Consider the following 23,651-nt stretch of genomic DNA (forward strand, 5'->3'; position numbering starts at 1 on the left):
TCGCCCCGAGTGTGCTACCCCTAGAGGCACAAGGACGTTTCGAAGCTCAGGAGGAGCAGCATGTCCGACCGCGACGATCAGGAAGCACGTACGCCCTGGCACGCCATGACCGGCGACGAGGCGCTCGAACGGCTCGAAGCCCAATCGAGCGGGCTCGACGACGACGAGGCCAGACGGCGCCTGGAGCAGTACGGCCCCAACCGGCTGCAGCAGGAAGAGGCCCAGCCGTGGTGGAAGCGGCTGCTGGCGCAGTTCAACAACGTGCTGATGCTGATCCTCATCGTCGCGGCGATTGCCAGCCTGCTGCTGGGCAAGCCCCTGGATGCGTCGGTCATCCTCGGCGTGGTGGTGATCATCGCCCTGATCGGCTTCTTCCAGGAGGGCAAGGCCGAGAAGGCCCTGGAGAGCATACGCGGCATGCTCTCCCCCCAGGCCTCGGTGCTGCGCGGCGGGCGCGAGGTCCAGATCGACGCCGAGGAGCTCGTCCCCGGCGATATCGTCAAGGTCGAGAGCGGCAACCGCGTGCCCGCCGACCTGCGCATCCTCGAAGCCAAGCGACTGAATGCCGAGGAAGCGGCCCTGACCGGCGAATCCACGCCGGTCGACAAGGCCGACGAGGCGGTGGACGAAGCCGCCGAACTGGCCGAGCGCAGCGACATGCTGTTCGCCGGCACCATCGTGGCCAAGGGCACCGCCACCGGGGTGGTGGTCGAGACGGGCGAGCAGACCGAGATCGGCCGTATCTCCGAGATGCTGCGCGGTGTGGAGCAGCTCAAGACGCCGCTGGTCGAACAGCTCGACCGCGCCGGGCGCGTCCTGGCGATGTTCATCGTCGGCGCCGCGCTGCTCACCGGAGCCTTCGGCGTGCTGGTGCATGGCCAGCCATGGACCGAGATGTTCATGGCCAGCGTCGGGCTGGCCGTGGCCGCCATTCCCGAAGGGCTGCCGGCCATCGTCACCATCTCGCTGGCCCTCGGCGTGCAGGCCATGGCGAGCAAGAACGCCATCGTGCGCCGCCTGCCGGCGGTGGAGACCCTGGGCTCGATCGGCACCATCTTCTCCGACAAGACCGGCACCCTGACCCGCAACGAGATGACCGCCCAGGCCATCTGGCTGCCCGAGGGCGAATTCCGCCTCACCGGCATCGGCTTCGCTCCCGAGGGCGAACTGCGCCTGGCGCCGCGCGACACCGAGGACACGGACGAAGCGTCCGGCGAGTCGATCTCGCTGCAGGATTACCCTGCCCTCGCCCACTTCCTCGAAGTGGGGGCGCTGTGCAACGACGCCGACCTCAACGAAGGGGAAGAGGGGTGGTGCATCGATGGCGATCCCACCGAAGGGGCCCTGGTCGTCGCGGCCGCCAAGGCGGGCATCGACACGCGTGAGCTGCGCGACTCGCACGGCCGCGAGGATGCCATCCCCTTCGACTCCGAGCGCAAGTACATGGCCACCCTCAACGAGCACGACGGCAAGCGCTTGCTGGTCAAGGGCGCGCCCGACCGCCTGCTCGAGATGTGTACCAAGGAGCGTGGCCGTGACGAAGACGCGGAGCTCGACCGCGACGCCTGGGAAGAGCGTATACATGAGCTCTCGTCACGCGGCCTGCGCGTGCTCGCCCTGGCCGAGAAGCCGGCCGACGACCTGACGGGAGAGCTCAGCGACAGCGACGCCGAGGAGGGGCTGGTGCTGCTCGGCATCGTCGGCCTGCTCGACCCACCCCGGGAGGCCGCCATCGAGGCGGTCAAGAACTGCCAGCGCGCCGGCATCCGCCCGGTGATGGTCACCGGCGACCATGCGGTCACCGCGCGGGCGATCGCCGACCAGCTCGGTTTCGCCCGCACCGATCGTGCGCTGAGCGGCCACGAGATCGAAGCGATGAGCGACGAGGAACTGGAACGGGAGATCACCGAGGTCGACGTCTACGCCCGCGCCGCCCCGGAGCACAAGCTGCGCCTGGTCAAGGCGATGCAGGCCCGCGGCGGCATCTGCGCGATGACCGGCGACGGCGTCAACGACGGCCCTGCGCTCAAGCGCGCCGACGTCGGCGTGGCGATGGGCGTCCAGGGCACCGAGGCCGCCAAGGAGGCCGCCGAGATGGTGCTCACCGACGACAACTTCGCCACCATCGTCGGCGCCGTGGCCGAAGGGCGCAAGGTCTACGACAACATCCGCAAGTCGATCACCTTCATCCTGCCGACCAACGGCGCCGAGAGCCTGGCCATCCTGCTGGCCATCGTGGCGGGCTTCACGCTACCGATCACCGGGCTGCAGGTGCTGTGGGTGAACATGATCACCGCCGTGACGCTGGGCATCGCGCTGGTCTTCGAGCCCGCCGAGGAGAACGTCATGACGCGCCAGCCGCGCGACCCCCACGCCCCGCTGCTCGACATGTTCATGCTGTGGCGCGTGATTCTCGTCTCGCTGCTGCTGGTGCTGGGCGTGTTCGGCATCTTCGCCTGGATCCTGCACGGCCAGGGCGGCAGCGAGGCGCTGGCGCGCAGCGGGGCGGTCAACATGCTGGTGGCGGGCGAGATCGTCTACCTGATCAACAGCCGCTACCTGCTCGACAGCAGCCTGTCGTGGCGCGGCCTGTTCGGCAGCCGCGCCGCGCTGAGCGCCATTGCACTGGTGGTGCTGTTCCAGCTCGGCTGGACCTACCTGCCCTTCATGCAGGTGATCTTCGCCACCGAAGGCCTCTCCCTGCTGCACTGGGCGGTGATCGCCGTCGCCAGCGTGGCGGTGTTTCTCGTCGTGGAAGCGGAGAAATGGCTGCTGCGCCGGCGCCAGGCCGACACGGCAGCGCAGTCGCCCCCTTCGCGCAAGGCGAAAGCCGCCGCCGGGTAATTCAGCTGCGCAGCAGGCATCGCGCGAGCTCGCGGCTGTCTCGGCAGGCGGCTTGGAACTGACCGAACAGGCGCGGTTGCATGCCGAGGAACCACAGACCCGGGAGCCCGGGAAACGACTCGGCGCCCTGGCCCCGGGGGATGCCTCGGTCATCGAGCACCTTGAGATGTCCCACCAAGCCCTCCAGGCCCGGCCGGTACCCCGTGGCACAGATGACGAAATCCGGCCGCAGCCGCCGCCCGTCCTCGAGCACCACCGCCCGCGGCTCGAACGCGACGACTTGGGGAACCACGATCGCGCGGCCACGCTCGAGCGCACGGACGAAACCGTCGTCGATGGCGGGGGCCACACCGTGCCGAGCCAGACGAGTGGCCGCGCCGATCTCACCTCGGGGCAGGCCCAGCCGGCGCAGATCGCCGAAGGCAAAGCGCTCGGTCATGGCGAGCAGGCCATCGGCGACTGCCGTTGGCAGGCAGTTGATCACGCCGGACAGCCGCTGCACGGGAACGCCCAGCAAGCGCGTGGGCAGGATGGCGGTGCCGCCGCGAACGGCGACCCACAGGCGGCGCGTGCGCTGGCGCACAAGATGGTTCAGCACGTCCACGCCGGAGTTGCCTGCGCCGACGACGAGCACGCGCCGATCGCGGTAGTCGTCGAGGGAGCCGAAGTCGGCGGCATGCCGCACCCTCCCGCGGAACCCCTCGCGCCCCGGCCAGTCGGGAATGACCGGGACGCGTTCCCGTCCGGTGGCGACCACGACGTGACGTGCCTTGATCTCGCCGATATTCGTCTCGAGGCACCAGCCGTCACCGCCGGGCACGATCCGCGACACCGACACTCCGCACTCGATGGGCGAGGCGAGATCCCGCGCATAGGCTTCGAGGTAGCGGATCACGCTGTCGCGGCCGGCAAACACCCCCGCGCTGCGCGGGAGCGGCCGCCCGGGCAGTCGCGAAAAGCGTCGGTGAGTGTTGAGCCGAAGCTGAGGATGCCGGCGCCGCCAGGGCTCGGCGATCCGTGGTGCCGCCTCGAGGAGCCTGGGGCGGACCCCGCGGCGCTCCAGCCGGTAGGCCAAGGCGAGCCCGGACAGTCCGGCGCCGACGATCACGACCGGATGGCAGAAACAACCAGCCGGCATGCGGCTCCCCTCCTCTCGTTGCTGGATGCCCGTACGATTCCCATCACCTCGTCAGCGGGACTGCCGACGAATCTCCTGCGAGCGGGCGCGGCTGGCCTGAACGCGGCTACCATCCTTCAGCTTGACCAGGTAGCGACCGTCCTCCTGCGGCTCCATGCGTTCGACGTGGTCCAGGTTGACGAGGTGAGAGCGGTGCACGCGGAGGAAGGGAGGACGCGGCAAGCGCCCTGCCAGTTCGCCGAGCCGCACGCTGATCAGGTAGCCCCGACCGCGCGCGTGCACCATGACGTAGTCGTCCTGGGCCTCGATACGCACGATCTCGTGCGGCGCGATCGGCACCACCGCCCCCCGGTCGCGGACGAGGACGCGCGCCAGGGGCGCCGGCTCCTCCCGCTCACCGAGTACGCCACGCGCCCGCTCGAGCATCGCGACCGCCGCCCGGCTCTCGACGGTCAGGCGCGCCCGCTCGATGGCCGCCCGCAACCGCTGAGCGCCGAAGGGTTTCAGCAGATAGTCGACCGCCTCCAGTTCGAAGGCGGTCACCGCGTACTCGTCGTATGCCGTCGTGAAGACCACCGCCGGCACCTCATCGAAGGCGCGCAACCGCTCGATGACCTCCAGGCCGGAGAGCCCCGGCATGCGGATGTCCAGAAACACGACATCGGGGCTCAGGCGCCGGATCTCGGCCAGGGCCGCGGCGCCGTCGCCGGCCTCGCCCACCAGCTCGACCCACGCCACCTCGGCGAGCAGCGCGCGAAGCCGCCGGCGCGCCAACGGCTCGTCATCCACCACCAGTACCGACAGGCTCATGATGCCCTCCCCTGTGGCAGGTGCCCCGGCAGCACGAGGCGGACCGCGAACCCTTGCCCCGGTGCGGTCGTCACCTGCATATGGCTGCGGCCCGGGTAGTGCAGCTCGAGCTGGCGCCGCACGGTCGAGAGGCCGAGCCCCGCGCCAAGCCGGCATGCTTCGGCATCGGCACCCTGGCCGTCGTCCGCGACCTCGACGACGAGGGAGCCCTCCTCCACGGCGGCCGCCAGGCGAAGCGTACCGCCTTCGAGCCTTGGCGCGATGCCGTGGCGCACGGCATTCTCGACCAGCGGCTGCAGCAGCAGCGAGGGCACGGCAAGTTCGAGGGCCTCCGGGTCCAGCGCTTCCTCGACGCCCAGCCGCTCCCCCAGTCGCAACTGTTCCAGGGCCAGGTAATGGCGGATGAAAACGAGCTCGTCCTCCAGCGCCACCTCCGGCGTGTCGCTGCGGCCGCTATGCAGCACATAGCGCATGAGATCGCCGAAACGCTCGAGCGCCTGTTCGGTGGCCGCACTGTCGTCCCGGGCCAGTTGGGTCAAGGAGTGCAGGGTGTTGAACAGGAAATGGGGGTCGAGCTGCGCGCGCAGGGCCTGGAGCTCGGCGCGCGTGGCGACGAGGGCCTGTTCGGTCAGTTGTTCTCGCGTCCGCCGCCATTGCGCATTGGCCGCAATCGCCGCGTAGAGGATCAACCCACCCACTAACTGCCAGGGAGCGCCGTTGTACAGGAAGGCCTGCGCGGCCTCGCGGTGCACCGGCAACGCCAGCAGATAGATGCAAATCGTCCAGGCGACGGCGAAGCCCGTCGCGACCAGGCCATGCACGACGAGCGCTGGACCGCGACCGAGCGCCTGCCGTGGCCGCCGGGCGAAGCGCCAGGCACAGCCGCCGAGCAGCACGCCGGGCACGGCCACCATCAGGGCGGCCGCGATCGCGTGAGCCCAGGGCAGCCCCTGCCCGAGGTAGACGGGCACCAGCAGAGCAGACCCGGCCAGGGCGACGAGGGTCAGCAGGATGGGTGTACGGCGCCAGCCGTCGAGTCTCGCCCTCATGGTTCCACCCCGGCCGGCGAACCCGGCGGTTTTCGCCAGCAGGCGAACGAGGCAAGCTGGCGTCGCGATACCAGCCGGCGCGGCTGTCGGTGAGGCAGCCACTGCGGGAAGTTGCCCTGCAGGAACAGGCCCCCGAAGCCGTGCCTGACCGACAGCCGCAGCGGCAGGGAACGGAGCCGTTCACCCACTGCCACCGGTTGGGTACAGAAGCAGAGGCACAACAGGCCACCCGGCGCCAGCACGCGCACGAGCTCCGCGACGGCCCGCTCCGGCTCGGCAGTGGTTTCCAGCGCCCAGGCACAGATCACGATGTCGAATTCCGCCTCGCTGAAGGGCAAGGCCAGCAGGTCCGCGTGGACATGTCGGCCCGGCACGCTGCTCGCCCGTTCCAGCATGGCGGGCGCCAGGTCGACCAGGGTCAAGTCTGCCCCGGGCTCCGCCCCCATGACCCAGCGCGCCAGCGTCCCGGGACCGCAACCGGCATCGAGCACCCGGCGACCGGGCTCGAGTTCGGCAGCGAGGCAGCCCTGGAGCGCCGCCAGCGATTCGGCGCCTGCCCGTTCCAGCCAGCGACGATGCATGCGGTCGTACCGTGGCGCCAGCCGATCGTAGAGTGCCACGCTATCGCCCCGCGGCAGGGTCAGTGGCAACAGGACATCCCGGATCGCCGTCAGCATCGTCTCGCCTCGCTCATGCACTGGCGCGCCACTGGCGCCGTTGCCTGCACCATATGGCCTCATCGCGACGGCCGCCACGAGAACTCGGTAAACGGCAGATTGGCTCGGCGAACGGTTGCCCCGGCGGGTCGCTGGCCTACCGGAGCGGGGCCCGGCCATGCCTGAGCGCGGCAGCCTGCAAAGGCTATTCTCGGCGCTTGGTCCGCGCCGTAGCCTCGGCGGATAGCGGGTCTTCGGGCCAGGGGTGCTTGGGATAGCGGCCGCGCATCTCGCGGCGCACCTCGGCGTAGCCGTTGGCCCAGAAGCTGGCGAGATCCGCGGTGACCTGCAGCGGACGCCGCGCCGGCGAGAGCAGGTGCAGCAGCACCGCGACCCGCCCCTCGGCGATCCGCGGCGAATCGTGCCAGCCGAACACCTCCTGCAGCTTCACCGCCAGTACCGGCGCCCGGCCCTCCAGGCACGGCGTGTAGTCGAGCCGCACCCGCGAGCCGCTGGGCACCGCGAGGCGCTCCGGTGCCAATTCGTCGAGCCGGCGGCGCTGGGGCCATGCCAGGCTGTCGAGCAGAAGGCGGCCCAGCGGCAGCCGCGCCACGGCGTCGAGGCTTCTGACACCGTCGAGGTGTGGCCCCAGCCATGTCTCGAGCGTATCCAGCAGCGCCGGCGTCGACCAGTCGGGCCATTCGTCGCCGCACACCTGGCGCAGCAGCGCCACCCGACCACGCAACTGCTCGTCGCTGTCGCCGAAGGGCAGCTCGCCGCGGCGACGCAGGGCCTCGAGCAGTGCCTGGCGCACCGCCTCCGGTGGCAGTGACTGCAGCGGCTTGCGTTCGAGCACCACAGCCCCCAGGCCGCGTACCTGCTCGCCGACCAGGCGCCCCTGCTCCTCCGACCACTCCAGGCTGGCATGCCATTCACGCGTTTCGGGAAACAGCGCCTCGAGCCGTGACCGCGCGATGGCCACGCCGCGAAAGATGCGCGCCCCGCTGGCCTGACCGTCGAGGTCGGCGGCCACCAGCAGCTCGGCATGGGCCAGTGGATGGCGCTCCGGCAGCGTCGCCAGCCCGCCCGACGCCAGGCGGAAGCGTCCCGGCCCCGCGTCGTGGTGAATGCGCTGGGCCACCCGGTCCGGATAGGCCAGGGCCAGCAGTTCCCCCAGCGGCGCCAGGGTTGGCACTTCCAGGCGCACGCCGCCAATGCGGGCCAGGCGCTGGGCCTCGCGCTGCCATTGACGGTGAGCGGCGGGCTGCGCCAGGCGGGCCTGCAGCGTGCGCTCCAGGTCCTGTTCACCGTCGAGGTCACGCCCCTCCAGCGCCGCCACCAGGGCACAGGCCAGCGGCACGGCGTCGAGTTCGCCGGCACGCGCCAGCATCGCGGCCAGGCGCGGATGGGTGGGCCAGCGCACGCAGGCGCGGCCCAGCTCATTGAGCAGGAGGGTCTCGTCCAGCACGCCGAGCCGCTGCAGCAGGCGACGGCCTGCGGCCAGCGCCCCGGCCGGCGGTGGCGTGACCCAGGCCAGCGCGCTCGGTTCGACGATCCCCCAGCGCGCCAGCTCGAAGGCCAGCGGAGCGAGATCGGCCTGCCGCATCTCGGGCTCGCCGTGAGCCGGCAGCGGCTGCTCCTCGGCCCACAGCCGCAGGCAAAGCCCCGGCCCCTGGCGCCCGGCCCGGCCACGGCGCTGGTCGGCGCTGGCGCGATTGACGCGACGGGTCTCCAGCCGGCTGAGCCCGCTGCGCGGCTGGAACACCGGCACCCGCTCCTGGCCGGCGTCGATGACGATGCGCACGCCATCCACGGTCACGCTCGATTCGGCGATGGCGGTGGAGAGCACCACCCGCCGCCGGCCGTCGACCTCGGGCTTCAAGGCGCGGCGCTGCTCCTCCAGCGGCAGGCGCCCGTGCAGCTCGCGTACCGCCAGTTCGGGCTGGCGGCTGGCCAGCTCGCGCGCCAGGCGGCGGATTTCGGCCACCCCGGGCAGGAACACCAGGGCATCGCCTTCGCACAGGGCCAGCGCTTCCCCTACCGCCCTGGCCTGCTGGCCTGCGGCGTCATCCCGAGAATTGACATGAGTGCTGAGGGGACGATAGCGGGTCTCCACCGGGAAGCTGCGCCCCTGACTCTCCACCAGCGGCGTGGCTTCGCCGAGCACGCCGAGCAGCGCCTCGACGTCGAGGGTCGCCGACATCACCAGCAGGCGCAGGTCGTCGCGCACCGACTGGGCGTCGAGCGCCAGGGCCAGCCCCAGGTCGGCCTCCAGGCTGCGCTCGTGGAACTCGTCGAAGACGATGCCGGTCACTCCGTCGAGCAGCGGATCGTCCTGCAGCATGCGCGTCAGCACGCCCTGGGTGACCACCTCGAGCCGCGTGCCGGGCCCCACCCGGCTCTCGCCGCGCATGCGGTAGCCCACGGTCTGCCCCACGGGCTCGCCCAGGCTCTCCGCCATGTAGCCGGCGGCGAGGCGAGCGGCCACCCGCCGCGGCTCCAGCAGCAGCAGGCGGCCTGCACCGCGCTCGCCCCGGCACCAGTCCTCGTCGAGCAGCGCCAGCGGCACCCGGGTGGTCTTGCCCGCCCCGGGGTCGGCGGCGAGCAGCGCCCTCGAATGCGCGGCCAGTGCCTGGCGGATCGCCGGCAGCTGGGCGTCGATGGGCAGTTCGCCGCCGGGCGTCATCGAATTGTCATCTCGCTTCATATACGATTTGCCATATATTTCGCTCGCAGGAGCCCCGACATGACCCTCCGCATCGGCATCAACGGTTTCGGCCGCATCGGCCGCCTGGCGCTGCGCGCCGGCTGGACCAACCCGGATCTCCAATTCGTACACATCAACGACCCGGGCGGCGACGCCGCCACCTTCGCCCACCTGCTGCAGTTCGACTCGGTGCACGGCCAGTGGAGCGGCGGCGGCGATGATATCACGTCGGACGAGGGCGCCATCGTGGTGGCCGGCAAGCGCATCGCCTTCAGTGCCAACCGCGAGATCGCCGACAGCGACTGGTCCGACTGCGACGTGGTGATCGAGGCCTCGGGCAAGATGAAGACCAGCGCCAAGCTCCAGGGCTACCTCGACCAGGGCGTGAAGCGCGTGGTGGTCAGCGCGCCGGTGAAGGAGGAAGGCGTGCTCAACGTGGTCATGGGGGTCAACGACCACCGCTTCGACCCGGCCAGCCACCGCATCGTCACCGCGGCGAGCTGCACCACCAACTGCCTGGCGCCGGTGGTCAAGGTGATCCACGAGCGCCTCGGCATCCGCCACGGCTCGATGACCACCATTCACGACATCACCAACACCCAGGTGATCCTCGACGCCCCTCACAAGGACCTGCGCCGTGCCCGGGCCTGCGGCATGAGTTTGATCCCCACCACCACCGGCTCGGCCAAGGCGATCACTGCCATCTTCCCTGAACTCGAGGGCAAGCTGAACGGCCACGCCGTGCGCGTGCCGCTGGCCAACGCCTCGCTCACCGACATGGTGTTCGAGGTGGCGCGCGAGACCACGGTGAAGGAGGTCAACGCGTTGCTCAGGCAGGCCGCCGAGGGCGAACTGGCCGGCATCCTCGGCTATGAGGAGCGCCCGCTGGTCTCCATCGACTATCGCAGCGACCCGCGCAGCTCCATCGTCGACGCCCTCTCCACCATGGTGGTGGCCGGCACCCAGGTGAAGCTCTACGCCTGGTACGACAACGAGTACGGCTACGCCTGCCGCACGGTGGAGCTGGCGGCCAAGGTGGGGAAAGCCACCGGTGTCGAGAGCGGAGAAGGATGATCGCCCGCGTTGCCGCCCTGCCCCGCGAGGTGCGCCAGTATCTGCTGGTGACCGGCAACTACTGGGGCTTCACGCTCACCGACGGCGCCCTGCGCATGCTGGTGGTGCTCTACTTCCACCAGCTCGGCTATTCGGCGCTGGAAGTGGCGCTGCTGTTCCTGTTCTACGAGTTCTTCGGCGTGGTGACCAACCTGGTGGGAGGCTGGCTGGGTGCGCGGCTGGGGCTCAACCGCACCATGAACCTGGGGCTGGGCCTGCAGATCGTCGCCCTGGCCATGCTGCTCCTTCCCACGGCCTGGCTCACGGTGCCCTGGGTGATGGCGGCCCAGGCACTCTCGGGCATCGCCAAGGACCTCAACAAGATGAGCGCCAAGAGCGCGATCAAGGGCCTGGTACCGGCGGGCGACGAGGGGCACACCTCGCTCTACCGCTGGGTGGCGCTGCTCACCGGCTCGAAGAATGCGCTCAAGGGGGTGGGCTTCTTTCTCGGCGGGCTGCTGCTCACGCTGATCGGCTTCCAGGGCGCGATCCTTGCCATGGCGCTGATGCTCGCCGGCGTTCTCGGCCTCTCGCTCGCCCGCCTTGACGCCGACCTGGGTCGCGCCAAGGCCAAGCCGAAGTTTCGCGAGATACTCTCCAAGAGCCGTGCGATCAACATTCTCTCGGCGGCGCGGATGTTCCTGTTCGGCGCCCGCGACGTCTGGTTCGTGGTGGCGCTGCCGGTGTTTCTCGCCACCCGGTTCGGCTGGGACCATTGGCGAGTGGGCGGCTTCCTGGCGCTGTGGGTGATCGGCTACGGGGCGGTGCAGGCGGTGGCGCCACGCATCACCGGTCGCACGGCGGGGCGCGGCGCCGCCATCGCCTGGGCCGCGGCGTTGGCCGTGCTGCCGGCAATGATCGCGCTTGGTCTTCAGTGGGAGTGGCAGCCGCAAGCGGTGTTGCTGGGCGGGCTGTTGCTGTTCGGCGCGGTGTTCGCGGTGAACTCCAGCCTGCACAGCTTCCTGATCGTGCGCATGGCGCGCTCGGACGGGGTCTCGCTGGACGTGGGCTTCTACTACATGGCCAACGCCATGGGCCGGCTGATCGGCACCCTGCTCTCCGGCTGGCTCTACATGACCGGCGGCCTCACTGCCACGCTGTGGGTGTCGAGCGCCATGCTGCTGGCCACGGTGGCGATCAGCCTGGCGTTGCCGAGGCAGGCCTCACCCCACACCCCTTGAGGATCACCTGGGTCAGGAACTGAGTGATGCGCTCGACGTCGGCATCGCTGATCTCGTCCTTGCCGGTAATGCCCAGCACCTGAGCCTCGAAGTCGGCGTAGTGCTGGGTGGCCGACCAGATCAGGAAGATCAGCCATACCGGATCGACCGGATCCATCAGTCCCCGCTCGGCCCACTGCTCGAAGATTCGTGCCCGGGTCTGCACCCACTGGCGCAACTCGCCACGCAGGTAGCCCTGAAGGAAGGGCGCGCCACCGAGTATCTCCGCGGCGAACAGACGCGACCCTTCCGGGTGCTGGCGCGAGAGCTGCATCTTGCTGCGGATGAACGCCTCGAGTACATCGGCGGGGTCGTCCTCCACGCTGATGTCGTCGAGCAACGCGTTCCAGCGCGCCATCATGCGCTCGAGCAGGCGCACGTAGAGGCCGCGCTTGTTGCCCATGTAGTAGAGCACGTTGGACTTGGGCAGCCCCGCCTCCTCGGCGATGGCCTGTACGCTGGCGCCGCGGTAACCGTACTGGGCGAAGACCCGCTCGGCGGCTTCGAGGATCTCGCGCTCGTTGCGTTCGCGCGTGGCGCCATTGCTCTCGCCACCCTGCCGAGCAGGCCTCACGGTCTCGGTTTCGGTCACGTCTGTCATCGACAGGCCCCTGCCCTGTGAATGGTGGGAAAGCCAAGAGAGTGCCCCACCGCGGGGCTTCCTGCAAATGAGACCATCGAGGGGCGCGACAAGTGCAACGCCCTCGGCACACCTCTCGGCGGCTGGCCCCGGTCGCATTTTGCCCCTTGCAAAGTGCGACAATCTGGCCCATCCTGAGATCATCCTGACCATTTGGTCAACACGCGGCGACCGCACCTTGCGATGCACCATCCCGCGTGGCGATGGGTCAGCTATCACAACGTCAACAAGAGACAAGGCGATGATCGACTTCATGCTCAACGGGCAGCCGTGCCGGAGCGAGGCCTCACCCGAGACCAGCGTGCTCGAGCTGCTGCGCGAAACGCTTGGCGTCACGGGCACCAAGGAGGGCTGCGCCTCGGGTGACTGCGGTGCGTGCACGGTAGCCATCGGCGAGCCCGGCCCCGACGGCGAGCTGCGCTATCATAGCGCCAATGCCTGCATCACACCGGCCCACCAGCTCAACGGACGCTACCTGGTCACCGTGGATGGCCTCGCCCAGGGCGACGCGCTGCATCCCGCCCAGGCCGCCATGGTTGCGTGCCACGGCAGCCAGTGCGGCTTCTGCACCCCGGGCATCGTCATGTCGCTGTTCACCCTCCACGAGCAGCAACGCCAGGCCCCGGCTCCGTTGACGCCCCAGCGCCTGGAGGCCGCACTGGGCGGCAACCTGTGCCGCTGCACCGGCTATCGCCCGATCCGCGATGCCGCCATGAGCATGGACTCCCATCCCGACCATCGCCCGCTGTGGCTCGACGCTGGCGCACCTCGCGACAGCGAGGCCAACAAGACCGGCCTCGATCTCGACGCCAGCTTCCTGCAGCCCGGCTCCCTCGCCGAGCTGACCGACTGCCTCGCGCGGCATCCCCAGGCGCGACTCGTCGCCGGTGCCACCGACCTGTGGCTGGAGTCCACCCAGCGCCTGGCGCGCTTCGAGCGCGTGATCGACGTGACCCGGGTCGCCGAACTCAACGTCGTCGAGGAAGCCGAACTGCAGGACGGCCGTCGCGGCTGGTGGATCGGCGCCGCCGTCACCTACTCGCGCCTCGAGCCGCTGCTTGAAGAGCCCTACGACGCCTTCGCCCACCTGCTGCACCGCCTCGGCTCCCAGCAGGTGCGCAACCGCGGCACCCTGGGCGGCAACATCGCCAATGCTTCGCCCATCGGCGACACCCCGCCGGTGCTGCTGGCGCTGGGCTCGCGCCTGCGCCTGGTCGGCCCCGAGGGTGAGCGTGAGCTGCCGCTCGACGACTTCTTCCTCGACTACAAGCGCACCGCGCTACGCGAGGGCGAGGCCATCCGCGCGATCTTCCTGCCCCGCCCCGTGGCGGGCCAAACGCTCAAGGTGTGGAAGCTGTCCAAGCGTCGTGAGGATGACATTTCCGCCGTGCTGGGCGCCTTCGCCTGGCGGATGGAGAACGGTGTGATACGCGACGTGCGGCTCGCCTTCGGCGGCATGGCGGCGATCCCCAAGCGCGCGGCACATGCCGAAGCCGCCCTCGAGGGGCAGGCCCCCGATGCGGCCGCCTTCCGCGCCGCCCGCGAGGCCTTGGCCGAAGACTTCCAGCCTATGTCAGACGTGCGCGGCAGCGCCGAATATCGCCGGCTCTCCGCCGCCAACCTGCTCGAGCGCCTGCATCTTGTGATCGCCCAGGCCGAGACCGACAGCCCCCGGGAGGTGATGCTCCATGCGTACGCTCACTAAGCTTTCCAAGGCGCCCGGTGCCGCGCCGGAACAGAACAAATCGACAGAGATGGCCGCCGACGTGAGCGCCGAGTCCGCGACAGCCCGCCACGAGCTCGACGGACGCATCAAGGGCTCGAGCCCCTTGGCGCGCGACACCGTCCATGCCGCGCCGCATCCGCACGCCCGCGCCCACGAGAGCGCGGTCAAGCACGTCACCGGCCGCGCCGCCTATATCGACGACCTCAAGGCGCCGGCCGACGCGCTGCACGTGGCGCTGGGCCTCTCCCCCGTCGCCCATGGCCGCCTGACCCGCCTCGGCCTGGACAAGGTTCGCGCCATGCCGGGCGTGGTCGATGTCATCGGCTTCCACGACGTGCCGGGCCATACCGATATCGGTCCCGTCTTCCCCGGCGACCCGATCTTCGTAGAGGAGGAGATCAGCTACGTCGGCCAGGTGATGTTCGCCGTGGCCGCCGAGAGCCATCGCGCCGCACGGGAAGCCGTCCAGGCGGCAGTCGTAGAGATCGACGAGCAGCCGGCCTGTCTCGACCCGGTGGCCGCCGCCGAGCGCGGCGAGTTCGTGCGCCCCACCCACGTGCAGCAGAGCGGCGACTGGGAGCAGGCGCTGGCCAACGCCGCTCACGTGGTCGAGGCCGAGCAGTTCGTCGGCGGCCAGGAGCACTTCTACCTGGAGGGCCAGGCCTGCCTGGTGCAACCCACCGAAGACGAGGGCGTCATCGTCCACACCTCCAACCAGCACCCCAGCGAGACCCAGAAGCTGGTGGCCGAGGTGCTGGGCATCCCCTTCCACGCCGTGACCGTGGAAGTGCGGCGCATGGGTGGCGGCTTCGGCGGCAAGGAGACCCAGGCCTCGCCCTGGGCCTGCATCGCCGCGCTGATCGCCCGGCGCACCGGCCGTACCACCCGCGTGCGCCTGCCGCGCGCCGACGACATGCGCGTCACCGGCAAGCGCCACCCGTTCCACAACCGCTACCGCCTCGGCGTGGATGACCAGGGCGTGATCCAGGGCGGCGAGATCACCGTGATCGGCGACTGCGGCTACTCGCCCGACCTCTCGGACGCCATCGTCGACCGCGCCATGTTCCACAGCGACAACGCCTACTCGCTGGGCGAAGCTCGTGTGACCGGCCACCGAGCGCGCACCCATACCGCCTCGAATACCGCCTTCCGCGGCTTCGGCGGCCCCCAGGGCATGATGGTGATCGAAGCGGCGATGGACGACATCGCCCGGCGCATCGGCGAAGACCCGCTGACCGTTCGCAAGCGCAACTTCTACCGCCCCGGCCGCCAGACCACCCACTACGGCCAGCAGGTGGACCAGATCGGCCTGCTCAAGGAGCTGGTCGAGCAGCTCGAGACCAGCAGCGAATACTGGGCGCGGCGCCGCGCCATCACCGAGTTCAACGCCGAAAGCCCGATCGTCAAGCGCGGCCTGGCGCTGACGCCGGTGAAGTTCGGCATCTCCTTCACCGCCAAGCACCTCAACCAGGCCGGCGCCCTGCTGCACGTCTATACCGACGGCAGCGTGATGATCAATCACGGCGGCACCGAGATGGGCCAGGGCCTGCACACCAAGATCTGCCAGGTGGTGGCCCGCGAGCTGGGGCTCGACGTCGACGAGGTGCGCATCACCGCCACGCGTACCGACAAGGTGCCCAACACCTCGCCCACCGCGGCCTCCAGCGGCGCCGACCTCAACGGCCAGGCCGCCCGTGACGCTTGCGTCAGGCTCAAGCAGCGCCTGTTCGACTTCGCCCACGAGCATCTCTACCAGGATCAGGGGCTCGACCGCGAGGAGATGCGCATGGAGGCCGGCCATCTCGTCGCCGGTTACGGCGAGAGCGAACGGCGCATTCCCTGGGGCGAGCTGGTGCAGTCCGCCTACCTGAACCGCATCTCACTCTCCGAGAAGGGCTTCTACGCCACGCCGCTGATTCACTACGACCGCAATACCGGCCAGGGCCGCCCCTTCTACTACTACGCCTTCGGCGCCGCCGTGGCCGAGGTCAGCGTCGACACCCTGACCGGCGAGTACCAGGTCGAGCGGGTCGACATCCTGCACGACGTGGGCGACTCGCTGAACCCGGCCATCGACCTCGGCCAGGTGGAAGGCGGCTTCATTCAGGGCATGGGCTGGATGACCAGCGAGGAGCTGAAGTGGAACGACGCCGGCCGGCTGATCTCCGACGGCCCGGCCACCTACAAGATCCCCACCTACGGCGACCTGCCGCCGGTGTTCAACGTCAAGCTGATGGAGGGCCACCCCAACTCCATGGCCAGTATCTACCGCTCCAAGGCGGTGGGCGAACCGCCCTTCATGCTCGGCATGGCGGTGTGGTCGGCGCTGCGCGACGCCCTGGCGAGCCTCACCGACTACGCCGAGGCGCCGCGGCTCGACACCCCGGCCACGCCGGAGCGGGTGCTGCTGGCCGCCGAGGCCCTGCGCAGCCGCTATGATGCCGCGCAGGGAGCGGTGTGATGAACGCGCCGCGTCCGCAGGCCTGGCACGAGGCGCTGCACCGGCTGCAGCGCGAGGGGCTGCCCCACGCGCTGGCCACGGTGGTGACCAGCGCCGGCTCCACGCCCCGCGAGCCCGGTGCGCGCATGGTGATCAGCGAGAGCGACGTGTTCGACACCTTGGGTGGCGGCACCTTCGAGTTCCAGGTGATCGACGCCGCCCGCGAGAAGCTGGCACAGGGCGAAGCCGGCATGAGCCTCGAGGCCTTCGCCCTGGGCGGGCGCAGCGGCCAGTGCTGCGGCGGCTTCGTCAACGTGCTGCTGGAGGTGTTCCCCGGCAGTGCGGCTACGCTGGCCATCTTCGGTGCCGGCCACGTCGGCAACGAACTGGTGCGCCTGGCCGCCCCGCTGCCCTGGCGTGTGCTGTGGCACGACAGCCGTGAGGGCGTCTTCCCGGCCTGGACCACGGGACAACCGCGCCTGGCCTGCCGCCACGCGCCGGACCCGCAGGCCGCCGTGGCGGCGCTGCCGGCGGGCAGCCACGCGCTGGTGCTGACCCACGACCACGCCGAGGATCGCGCCCTGGTCGACGCCCTGCTCCAGCGGAACGACATCGCCTCCATCGGCCTGATCGGCTCCAAGAGCAAGTGGGCCAGCTTCCGTTCGCGGCTCACCGATGCCGGCCACGACGACGCGGCCCTGGCCCGGGTGCGCTGCCCCATCGGCATGACCAGGGACGCAAATGGCGAACCGATCAGAGGCGGCGACAAGACGCCCTACGCCATCGCCATCGCCGCCCTGGCCGAGCTGCTGCCGATGGTGGGCAATGCCGAACGCGCCGACCAGCGCGGCCTGGCGCCGGCCGAACTGCGTGCTCTGTTCTAACCCTACGAACCGGACGAATCACTGACCCTCGGCAGCGGACGCCGGGGGCAGCAACCAACGAGCCCCAGACATGACGAACAACGACTCCCGCGTGATACGCGCCGAACTGCTGAGCTTCGATGCCGATCCCGGCGAAGGCGACAGCCCTGCCGAAGGCAGCGTGCGTCACTACGCCGACGGCGCGCTGTGGCTGGAGAATGGCCGCATCAAGGCCATCGACGACTACGCCACGCTGGCGCCACGCCTGCCCGAAGGCATCGAGACGGTGGATCATCGCGGCAAGCTGGTGATGCCCGGCTTCATCGACAGCCACGTGCACTACGTGCAGCTGGAGATCATGGCCTCCTATGGGCGTCAGCTGCTGGACTGGCTGAACGAGTACACCTTCCCCGAAGAGTGCGGTTTCGCCCAGCGCGAGCGGGCCGAGGTGATCTCCAATGCCTTCCTCGACGAGATGCTGCGGGTCGGCACCACCACCGCCCAGGTGTTCTGCTCGAGCCACCCCACCTCGGTGGAAGCCTTCTTCTCGGCCTGCCGCGAGCGCGACCTGCGCATGCTGGCCGGCAAGGTGCTGATGGACCGCAACGCCCCCGAGGCGCTGTGCGACGACACCGTCGGCGGCATTCGCGACACCGAGCTGCTCATCGGTGATTGGCATGGTACTGCGCGCCTGGGCTACAGCCTGACCCCGCGCTTCGCCCCGACCTCCACCCGCCAGCAGCTCGACGCCACCGGCGGCCTGCTGCGCAACGACCCGAGCCTGTGGCTGCAGACCCACCTCTCCGAGAACCCCGGCGAACTCGACTGGGTGGCCGAGCTGTTCCCCGAGAGCCGCGACTATCTCGAAGTCTACGAGCAGTCCGGGCTGGTCGGCCCGCGCAGCACCTTCGCCCACGGCATCCACCTCGACCAGGAGATGCGTGGCCGGCTGGCCGAGCGCGGCGCCAACATCGCCTTCTGCCCCAGCTCCAACATGTTCCTCGGCAGCGGCCTGTTCGACCGCCTGGCGGCACGCGAGGTCGGCCTCAACATCACCTACGCCAGCGACATCGGCGGCGGCACCGACCTCTCCGGCCTCGCCACGCTCAAGGCCGGCTACCAGGTAGGCCAACTGCGCGGCCAGCCGCTCACCGCCTGGCAAGGCCTCTACGGCCTCACCCTGGGCAACGCCAGGGCGCTCTCGCTGGACGACAAGATCGGCCGCCTCGCCCCCGACATGGAGGCCGACTTCGTCGTGATCGACCCCGACGGCTCACCGCTGCTTGGGCGTCGTCACGCCCGTTGCAAGACCCTCGGCGAGCGGCTGTTCGCCCTGATGATGCTGGGCGACGACCGCAGCATTCTGGAAACCTGGGCCGGCGGACGCTGCCAGCACCGCCGCGATCAGGCCTAGGTCAAGCCTGAAACGAAAAAGGCGAGTGGTTCTATGAATCTTGCCGTTCCACAAGAGCAGGATTCATGAGGACCACTCGCCATGAAGGGAGTACGACGCAAGCTCAGTCGTTAATCATCCTCGGATATTCGTGAAGGCAAGGTAGCGGCAACCAACTCCGAAATATCCTGCCCGACGCCCTCGATAGGGCCTGGACTCCGTTGGCTGCGCGCCATCATCAGGGACCCTTCCAGAGCGGCCAGAACAGTCTGCGCCAGACGGTCGGCACGGGCCGGCGGCACACCAGCCCCCACCAGAGCGTCACGGTACATGCCAAGCCACTGTTCGAAGGCGGCCTGACAGGTTCGCGCCAACTCGGACTCCATGTCCGGCCTGTCGAGGACCACCCCCGCGACGGGACAGCCGAATGCGTAATCCGATTCGACGAGCTCCCGTGCCACGACCCCAAAGAAATCTTCTATCCCCTTTGCCGGGTTGTCCGCCTCGGCCAGGCAATCCCTGAGCGCCGCCGTCGCCACTTCTATTCCGGCTCGCAACGCCTCCAGTACCAGAGCTGTCTTGCCACCAGGAAAATGAAAATACAGCGACCCTCGCGGCGCCTCACTTTCACGCAGGATATCGTTGAGGCTGACGCCATGAAGCCCGCGCGTCTGCACCAGCCTCGCCGTCGTCTCGATCATTCGGGTTCGCGTATCTTTTGCCATGGGCAATTTCTACCACGTTTGACAGAATATGACGATCGGTCTACATAATATGTAGTTCGGTCTACTTAGTCAACGGAGGCAGCCATGCAAGACCGAAACGGCATTTCAGCCTGGCAGCTGAACCAGAACAGCGCCGCCGCCTACGAAGAGTACCTTGTGGGGCGGTTCTTCCGTCGCTGGGCCAAGCGCCTGGCCGACCATGCACAGATAGCGCCTGATGAGCGCGTCCTGGACGCCGGTTGCGGCACCGGCATCGTCGCCCGCACCGTTGCCCAGGATAGGAACGTCACCGCCAAGGTGGTCGGGCTGGACGTCAACGACGGGATGCTGGCAGAAGCATGCCGTCGAGATACCGATCAGGCAGTCACCTGGCAAAGCGGGGCTCTGGAGAAACTCCCGTTCGACGATGATGAGTTCGATGTCATTCTCAGCCAACAAGTACTGCAGTTCGTACCGGACAGGGAACAGGTGCTGCAAGAATTTCAACGGGTACTGGCTCCGGGTGGTCGGTTGGTGCTGGCGTCGCTGCGCGACATTTCCTTCAACCGCAGTTACGAGGCCTTGGCTCGCACACTGGATCGGCACGCCGGCAAGGAAGCCGGTGAGATGATGCGCTCGCCATTCAGTGGACCGGCCCCCGATACCCTCAGGAAAGAGCTCGGCGCGGCAGGCTTTCGCAACATCAGCATCCAGCATGACATCCTTGACGTACGCTTCCCGAACCCGGCGGAGTATCTTCGTCAGGAAGCGGCAAGCTCGCCGCTGGCCGGGCCACTGAGCGAACTTGACGACGACAGATTATCAGCACTGATCGCCGACCTGGAAACCTCGTTGGCACCCTTCACGGACGATCATGGTGTCGCCTTTCCAATGGAAACCTATTTCGTTAAAGCAAGTTGAGGAGCCTCCAGGCGCTGGCAACCCGCATCAGCCGACGCGCTCAACGGTCGGCTGATGCGGGTATGGTTCCTTTTCCCGCCTAGGCCCGGGTGGCCACGCTCAGGAGGTAGCGGTTTTCGATAACTGCCGTGCCGTCCAACGCGCGGTTGTAGCGGTTGAACACCTCATACAGGTCCCTGCGGAGACAATCCCGGCCTGTCTCAGTGGACGCACTGGACGCCCGGATGGCAGGGCCGAAATAGTTGAGAAACACCTCGACCGCGTGGTCAACGGATCGGTAGTACTGCAGGGCCGTACGCTCCTCGCTGTGGATGGAGCTTGTGCCGTCACCGAGCAGCTCGTCGAGGCCGGCGTCGGTACCCCAGCGCAGCGGCGGGTCGATACCCGCCGGCGGGGGCATGTACTTCGCAATGGTTGCGAAGAAGTCTCCGCTCCAGCCTCTCGATATCGGCGTGGCCAGGCCGATTCTGCCACCCGGCCGACAGACCCGCAGCATCTCCGAGGCCGCTTGCTCCTGATCCGGGGCGAACTGCACCCCGTAAACCGACAGGATGACATCGAAGCTTGCGTCCCCGAACGGCAGTGTCTGCGCGTCGGCTACACGGAAGTCCACCTCGAAGCCGTCGGCAGCAGCCCGCCGCTTGGCCCGTTCCACCAAGCTCGGAACATAATCAATGCCCGTAACGTCACAGTACCTGCGTGCGGAGACCAGTGCTGCGGTTCCACTCCCGCAGGCGATGTCCAGGACTCGCTCGCCCCCGTGGGGATCGACAGCCGCACAGAGGGCTTCAGCCATGACCACGTTCTGCCGTGCAATCTCGTGAAAGTCGCCCGTGGCCCAGACCTCCTTTTGGCGCGCGGTAACGGCCTGGTAATCAATGTCGTTCTTCTGACTCATACGTTTCCTCCCGTGGACTCGCGGCCCTCTGGAGTTTCCAATAGCGAGATCCGGCCAACGGATCAGCACTCATTCGCTGTTGTCAGCGCCGCAGCGATAAGCCCCCTTGTTGGTGACGCAACCTATAGGATAGCTGGTCATACTTAAGCTCTTGTCGGCCTTCGCTCTCCGACTTTTCAGACAAGGCCTTTACTGGAGACCTGGGCCAGCGGATGCTGCCAGCATCGCCGTGACCAGGCCTAGGTCAAGCCTGAAACAAAAATGGCGAGTGGTTGAAGACCACTCGCCATCATGTGAAACCCAGACGTGAAACCTACTGCTTCGAGGGCCGTACCTCCCCGCTATTCGGATCGAAGACCCAGCGCTCGCCGCCCACTCGGAAAAGCAGCTCTCCATTGCTCCACGCCAGCGCCTCGTAGATGCGCTCCTCGGGTACCAGCTCGTCATGAACGGGGCTGCGCACCGGCATGGCACTCTCCTCCACCGTTTCTCCCAGCCGCCCTGCATCGACCACCGTTAGCGTGCGACCGCCCGCAGGGCCTTCCTGCACGAAGACCACCCGCCGCGAATCATCGCTCCACGGCCCGATGGTGATATTGCCGCCGTACTGGAACGCAGCCGGCCTTGGCTGCCGCGCTTCCATCCGGACAAGCCAGCCGGCGCTGTGTGCCGCCCCCGAAGTGACCACGGCTAGCCAGGCACCGTCCGGCGAAACCGAAGCTTCCTGGAAGCGCTCCGCAGCGCCAAACTCAGCCTGTTGATCCGCGCGAATCGTGCCCGGCACATCGCCAATGCCGACCAACACGGATCCATCAGCCGCCCGGATCTGCTCGTCGCCTACCTCAAGCGGAGCAAGCGCAGCTTCGAATTCAGAGATAGCGGCTGTTTCGGTCGTCGGCGGTGGCTCGCCATTTCCCAGCGACGGACAGCCGCTGAGCACGAGAGCAGCGGCTGCGATTGAGAGAGCGAGATTGAGCCTGCGAGGTGCCATGAAGCCTCCTGATGTTGAGTTGAATGCTTCATCTGCACGGCAGTGTAGGTGCCAGGGAACACCTGTAAATCTTAGAAGCTAACGCCGCGTTAAGCGGCCGCGGGCCGAGACGACATCAGGAAACACGATAGCCTGTCCCCGCGGTCCGCTTGAACGCATAGTTAGGTGCGAGCACGGCATAGCATTGCCTTCACCTCCTCAATGGAGCGGCACCCGCCCCCGAGGTGAATGATTGCATGGCAGTTCGGGCATACCGGCCGCATATCGCGTACCGGGTCGACGAGACGCTCGCCCGCCTCAGCAACAGGGGTGAGGTGATGCACGTGAATGAAGCCGCGCGCTTCAGCGCCGTATAGATCCTCCATTGAAACGCCACAGGCCACGCATTCAGTGCCGTGGGCCTCAATGCAGAGCTGCCGTGCAGCCCCGTTCCGTTCGTAGGCGTTGACGATGACCTGACGGATCGCGCCCTCTGGAAGCTGTTGATCGTCCCCAGGGATCTCCTCCGGGAGAGCGAAATCTACGCTCTCCAGCGCGATCTCGTGCGCGATCGTGAGCAAATACGATGCATTGAACGAAATGCTTTGATAGTAGGAAACGGTGCGCTTACCGGATCTGTTGAACGCTGCGCAGAACTTCGCGAGTTCGGACCGCGGGATTGTTCGCGGTGAGCCCGTTTCAGGAGTGATGTAGAGCGAGGTGCCAATAGCAGTGCAATCGAATGGCTTGCCGCGGCCACTGGTCACCCAAGGGCCGGCGTGGCGAGAAACAGCTTGTAGTATCGCTTCTGGGGTTGCTTGAGCCACGAGGATCTCTCCAATCGCACCTAACGCCCGCCATCACCGGTGACAAAACCGGCGCGAAGCAGAGGTTTTGGCATCCGGTGCATGGCCTGGTTATGCGCTCTCACGGATAGCACGGACATCCTCGATATCCACAGGACGTGAGAGCACAGATTTATACTTGACCAGATCGTCTTTCAGCATAAGCGGAAGCTCAAGACCCAGCAAATGCACGGTCGTACGGCGAGAAAAAACTATGTTGAGCGGAACCCAAGTTTCGCTGCCTGCATCGAAGATTTTTGGACCATCAGCGCTACCTACCTCCACTTTAATGCCTTCGTACTTGAACTGGACGTAGGTTAGATCCCAGCCTTCCTCTTGGCGGTGAGCGGCTGCTTTGGAAATAAATTCTTGGCCGGCCTGAACCACTGACGAAAAGTGTTCACCAGGTACGAAAAGGTCGATGTCGTTCAGAACGCGCTCAGAGCCATACCCCTTTGCTGCGAGCCCGCCACAGATCAGAAAGGGAATATTCCTCTCTCTCAGTAACCCCACAATCCATTGAACTGCTAGATGGTGCACGCATCCTCCTTTTGCGCATAACAGTGATTGGACTGCGCGTCCTGATATTGGATGAACACCCCTGCGCGCTCAACACTATTATTTGGCGTGCTCCTTTTCTTCCAACTCATTGATTTTTCTAGCACCAATCTTTAGCTCGGCCAGCTATGCAGAATTCGCGCGTGTGCTCGATCT

19 protein-coding genes are annotated in these 23,651 nt (G+C 67.8%); 8 read left to right on the top strand and 11 right to left on the bottom strand.

All coding sequences use genetic code 11. From position 1 onward, the window contains the following. Positions 1-60: 60 nt before the first annotated feature. Positions 61-2,844: a cation-translocating P-type ATPase gene (locus DIS04_RS01765; RefSeq protein WP_111411998.1), complete on the top strand. Its 2,784-nt coding sequence runs from the start codon at positions 61-63 to the stop codon at positions 2,842-2,844. A 1-nt stretch (position 2,845) separates the two neighbouring features. Here DIS04_RS01765 and DIS04_RS01770 read toward each other — a convergent pair whose 3' ends face one another. The 5 genes from DIS04_RS01770 to hrpB form a co-directional block, all read right to left on the bottom strand. Beyond that, positions 2,846-3,982 carry a flavin-containing monooxygenase gene (locus tag DIS04_RS01770; protein ID WP_111411999.1) on the bottom strand — a complete coding sequence of 379 codons (1,137 nt, stop codon included), beginning with the start codon at positions 3,980-3,982 and terminating at the stop codon, positions 2,846-2,848. Between the two features lie 51 nt (positions 3,983-4,033). After that, the gene (locus DIS04_RS01775; RefSeq protein WP_111412000.1) at positions 4,034-4,792 is read right to left on the bottom strand and encodes a LytR/AlgR family response regulator transcription factor; all 759 of its coding nucleotides are present in this window, start codon (positions 4,790-4,792) and stop codon (positions 4,034-4,036) included. Further along, on the bottom strand, positions 4,789-5,841 hold the full coding sequence (locus DIS04_RS01780) for a sensor histidine kinase (protein WP_111412001.1): 1,053 nt from the start codon (positions 5,839-5,841) through the stop codon (positions 4,789-4,791). Before DIS04_RS01780 ends, DIS04_RS01775 begins: the two co-directional genes overlap by 4 nt. After that, positions 5,838-6,518 (bottom strand): class I SAM-dependent methyltransferase, encoded by a 681-nt coding sequence (locus DIS04_RS01785; protein WP_162623001.1) that lies wholly within the window; start codon positions 6,516-6,518, stop codon positions 5,838-5,840. Before DIS04_RS01785 ends, DIS04_RS01780 begins: the two co-directional genes overlap by 4 nt. A 184-nt stretch (positions 6,519-6,702) precedes the next feature. Further along, the gene (gene hrpB, locus DIS04_RS01790; RefSeq protein ID WP_245904453.1) at positions 6,703-9,204 is read right to left on the bottom strand and encodes an ATP-dependent helicase HrpB; all 2,502 of its coding nucleotides are present in this window, start codon (positions 9,202-9,204) and stop codon (positions 6,703-6,705) included. A gap of 39 nt (positions 9,205-9,243) precedes the next feature. Here hrpB and DIS04_RS01795 point away from each other — a divergent pair, with 39 nt between their 5' ends. Then, complete coding sequence (locus tag DIS04_RS01795; RefSeq protein ID WP_111412004.1) at positions 9,244-10,278, top strand: ArsJ-associated glyceraldehyde-3-phosphate dehydrogenase; 1,035 nt, start codon at positions 9,244-9,246, stop codon at positions 10,276-10,278. Continuing rightward, positions 10,275-11,498, top strand: coding sequence for an organoarsenical effux MFS transporter ArsJ (arsJ, locus tag DIS04_RS01800; protein ID WP_111412005.1), 1,224 nt, complete (start codon positions 10,275-10,277; stop codon positions 11,496-11,498). Before DIS04_RS01795 ends, arsJ begins: the two co-directional genes overlap by 4 nt. Here the strand turns inward: arsJ and DIS04_RS01805 are convergent. Continuing rightward, a complete protein-coding gene (locus DIS04_RS01805; protein ID WP_111412006.1) occupies positions 11,455-12,138 on the bottom strand; it encodes a TetR/AcrR family transcriptional regulator in 684 nt (227 codons plus the stop codon). The two genes, arsJ and DIS04_RS01805, sit on opposite strands and share 44 nt — an antisense overlap. Positions 12,139-12,418: 280 nt before the next feature. On the opposite strand from DIS04_RS01805, the gene xdhA reads away from it, so the two are divergent. The 4 genes from xdhA to guaD all read left to right on the top strand — a co-directional run bounded on the left by xdhA (position 12,419) and on the right by guaD (position 18,620). After that, on the top strand, positions 12,419-13,882 hold the full coding sequence (gene xdhA / locus DIS04_RS01810; RefSeq protein WP_111412007.1) for a xanthine dehydrogenase small subunit: 1,464 nt from the start codon (positions 12,419-12,421) through the stop codon (positions 13,880-13,882). Continuing rightward, positions 13,866-16,364, top strand: coding sequence for a xanthine dehydrogenase molybdopterin binding subunit (gene xdhB, locus DIS04_RS01815; protein WP_422667295.1), 2,499 nt, complete (start codon positions 13,866-13,868; stop codon positions 16,362-16,364). The genes xdhA and xdhB overlap by 17 nt, the downstream gene beginning before the upstream one ends. Then, on the top strand, positions 16,364-17,227 hold the full coding sequence (gene xdhC / locus DIS04_RS01820) for a xanthine dehydrogenase accessory protein XdhC (RefSeq protein ID WP_111412009.1): 864 nt from the start codon (positions 16,364-16,366) through the stop codon (positions 17,225-17,227). Before xdhB ends, xdhC begins: the two co-directional genes overlap by 1 nt. Positions 17,228-17,297: 70 nt before the next feature. Continuing rightward, a complete protein-coding gene (gene guaD / locus DIS04_RS01825) occupies positions 17,298-18,620 on the top strand; it encodes a guanine deaminase (protein WP_111412010.1) in 1,323 nt (440 codons plus the stop codon). Positions 18,621-18,730: 110 nt separating this feature from the next. Here guaD and DIS04_RS01830 read toward each other — a convergent pair whose 3' ends face one another. Continuing rightward, entirely contained in the window at positions 18,731-19,300 is a 570-nt protein-coding gene (locus DIS04_RS01830) for a TetR/AcrR family transcriptional regulator (RefSeq protein WP_218938114.1), read from the bottom strand. 108 nt (positions 19,301-19,408) lie between these two features. On the opposite strand from DIS04_RS01830, the gene DIS04_RS01835 reads away from it, so the two are divergent. After that, entirely contained in the window at positions 19,409-20,224 is an 816-nt protein-coding gene (locus tag DIS04_RS01835; RefSeq protein ID WP_111412012.1) for a class I SAM-dependent methyltransferase, read from the top strand. Positions 20,225-20,303: 79 nt separating this feature from the next. Here the strand turns inward: DIS04_RS01835 and DIS04_RS01840 are convergent, their stop codons facing one another. The 4 genes from DIS04_RS01840 to DIS04_RS01855 form a co-directional block, all read right to left on the bottom strand. Next, complete coding sequence (locus DIS04_RS01840; protein WP_111412013.1) at positions 20,304-21,122, bottom strand: class I SAM-dependent methyltransferase; 819 nt, start codon at positions 21,120-21,122, stop codon at positions 20,304-20,306. Positions 21,123-21,435: 313 nt separating this feature from the next. Continuing rightward, positions 21,436-22,113: a TolB-like translocation protein gene (locus tag DIS04_RS01845; RefSeq protein WP_111412014.1), complete on the bottom strand. Its 678-nt coding sequence runs from the start codon at positions 22,111-22,113 to the stop codon at positions 21,436-21,438. A gap of 161 nt (positions 22,114-22,274) precedes the next feature. Next, a complete protein-coding gene (locus tag DIS04_RS20365; protein WP_162623002.1) occupies positions 22,275-22,919 on the bottom strand; it encodes an HNH endonuclease in 645 nt (214 codons plus the stop codon). Positions 22,920-23,009: 90 nt separating this feature from the next. Continuing rightward, a complete protein-coding gene (locus DIS04_RS01855) occupies positions 23,010-23,477 on the bottom strand; it encodes a nucleotidyltransferase (protein WP_111412016.1) in 468 nt (155 codons plus the stop codon). Positions 23,478-23,651 lie beyond the last annotated feature (174 nt).

Source organism: Billgrantia lactosivorans (assembly GCF_003254665.1).
GTDB classification, from domain to species: Bacteria; Pseudomonadota; Gammaproteobacteria; order Pseudomonadales; family Halomonadaceae; genus Halomonas; species Halomonas lactosivorans.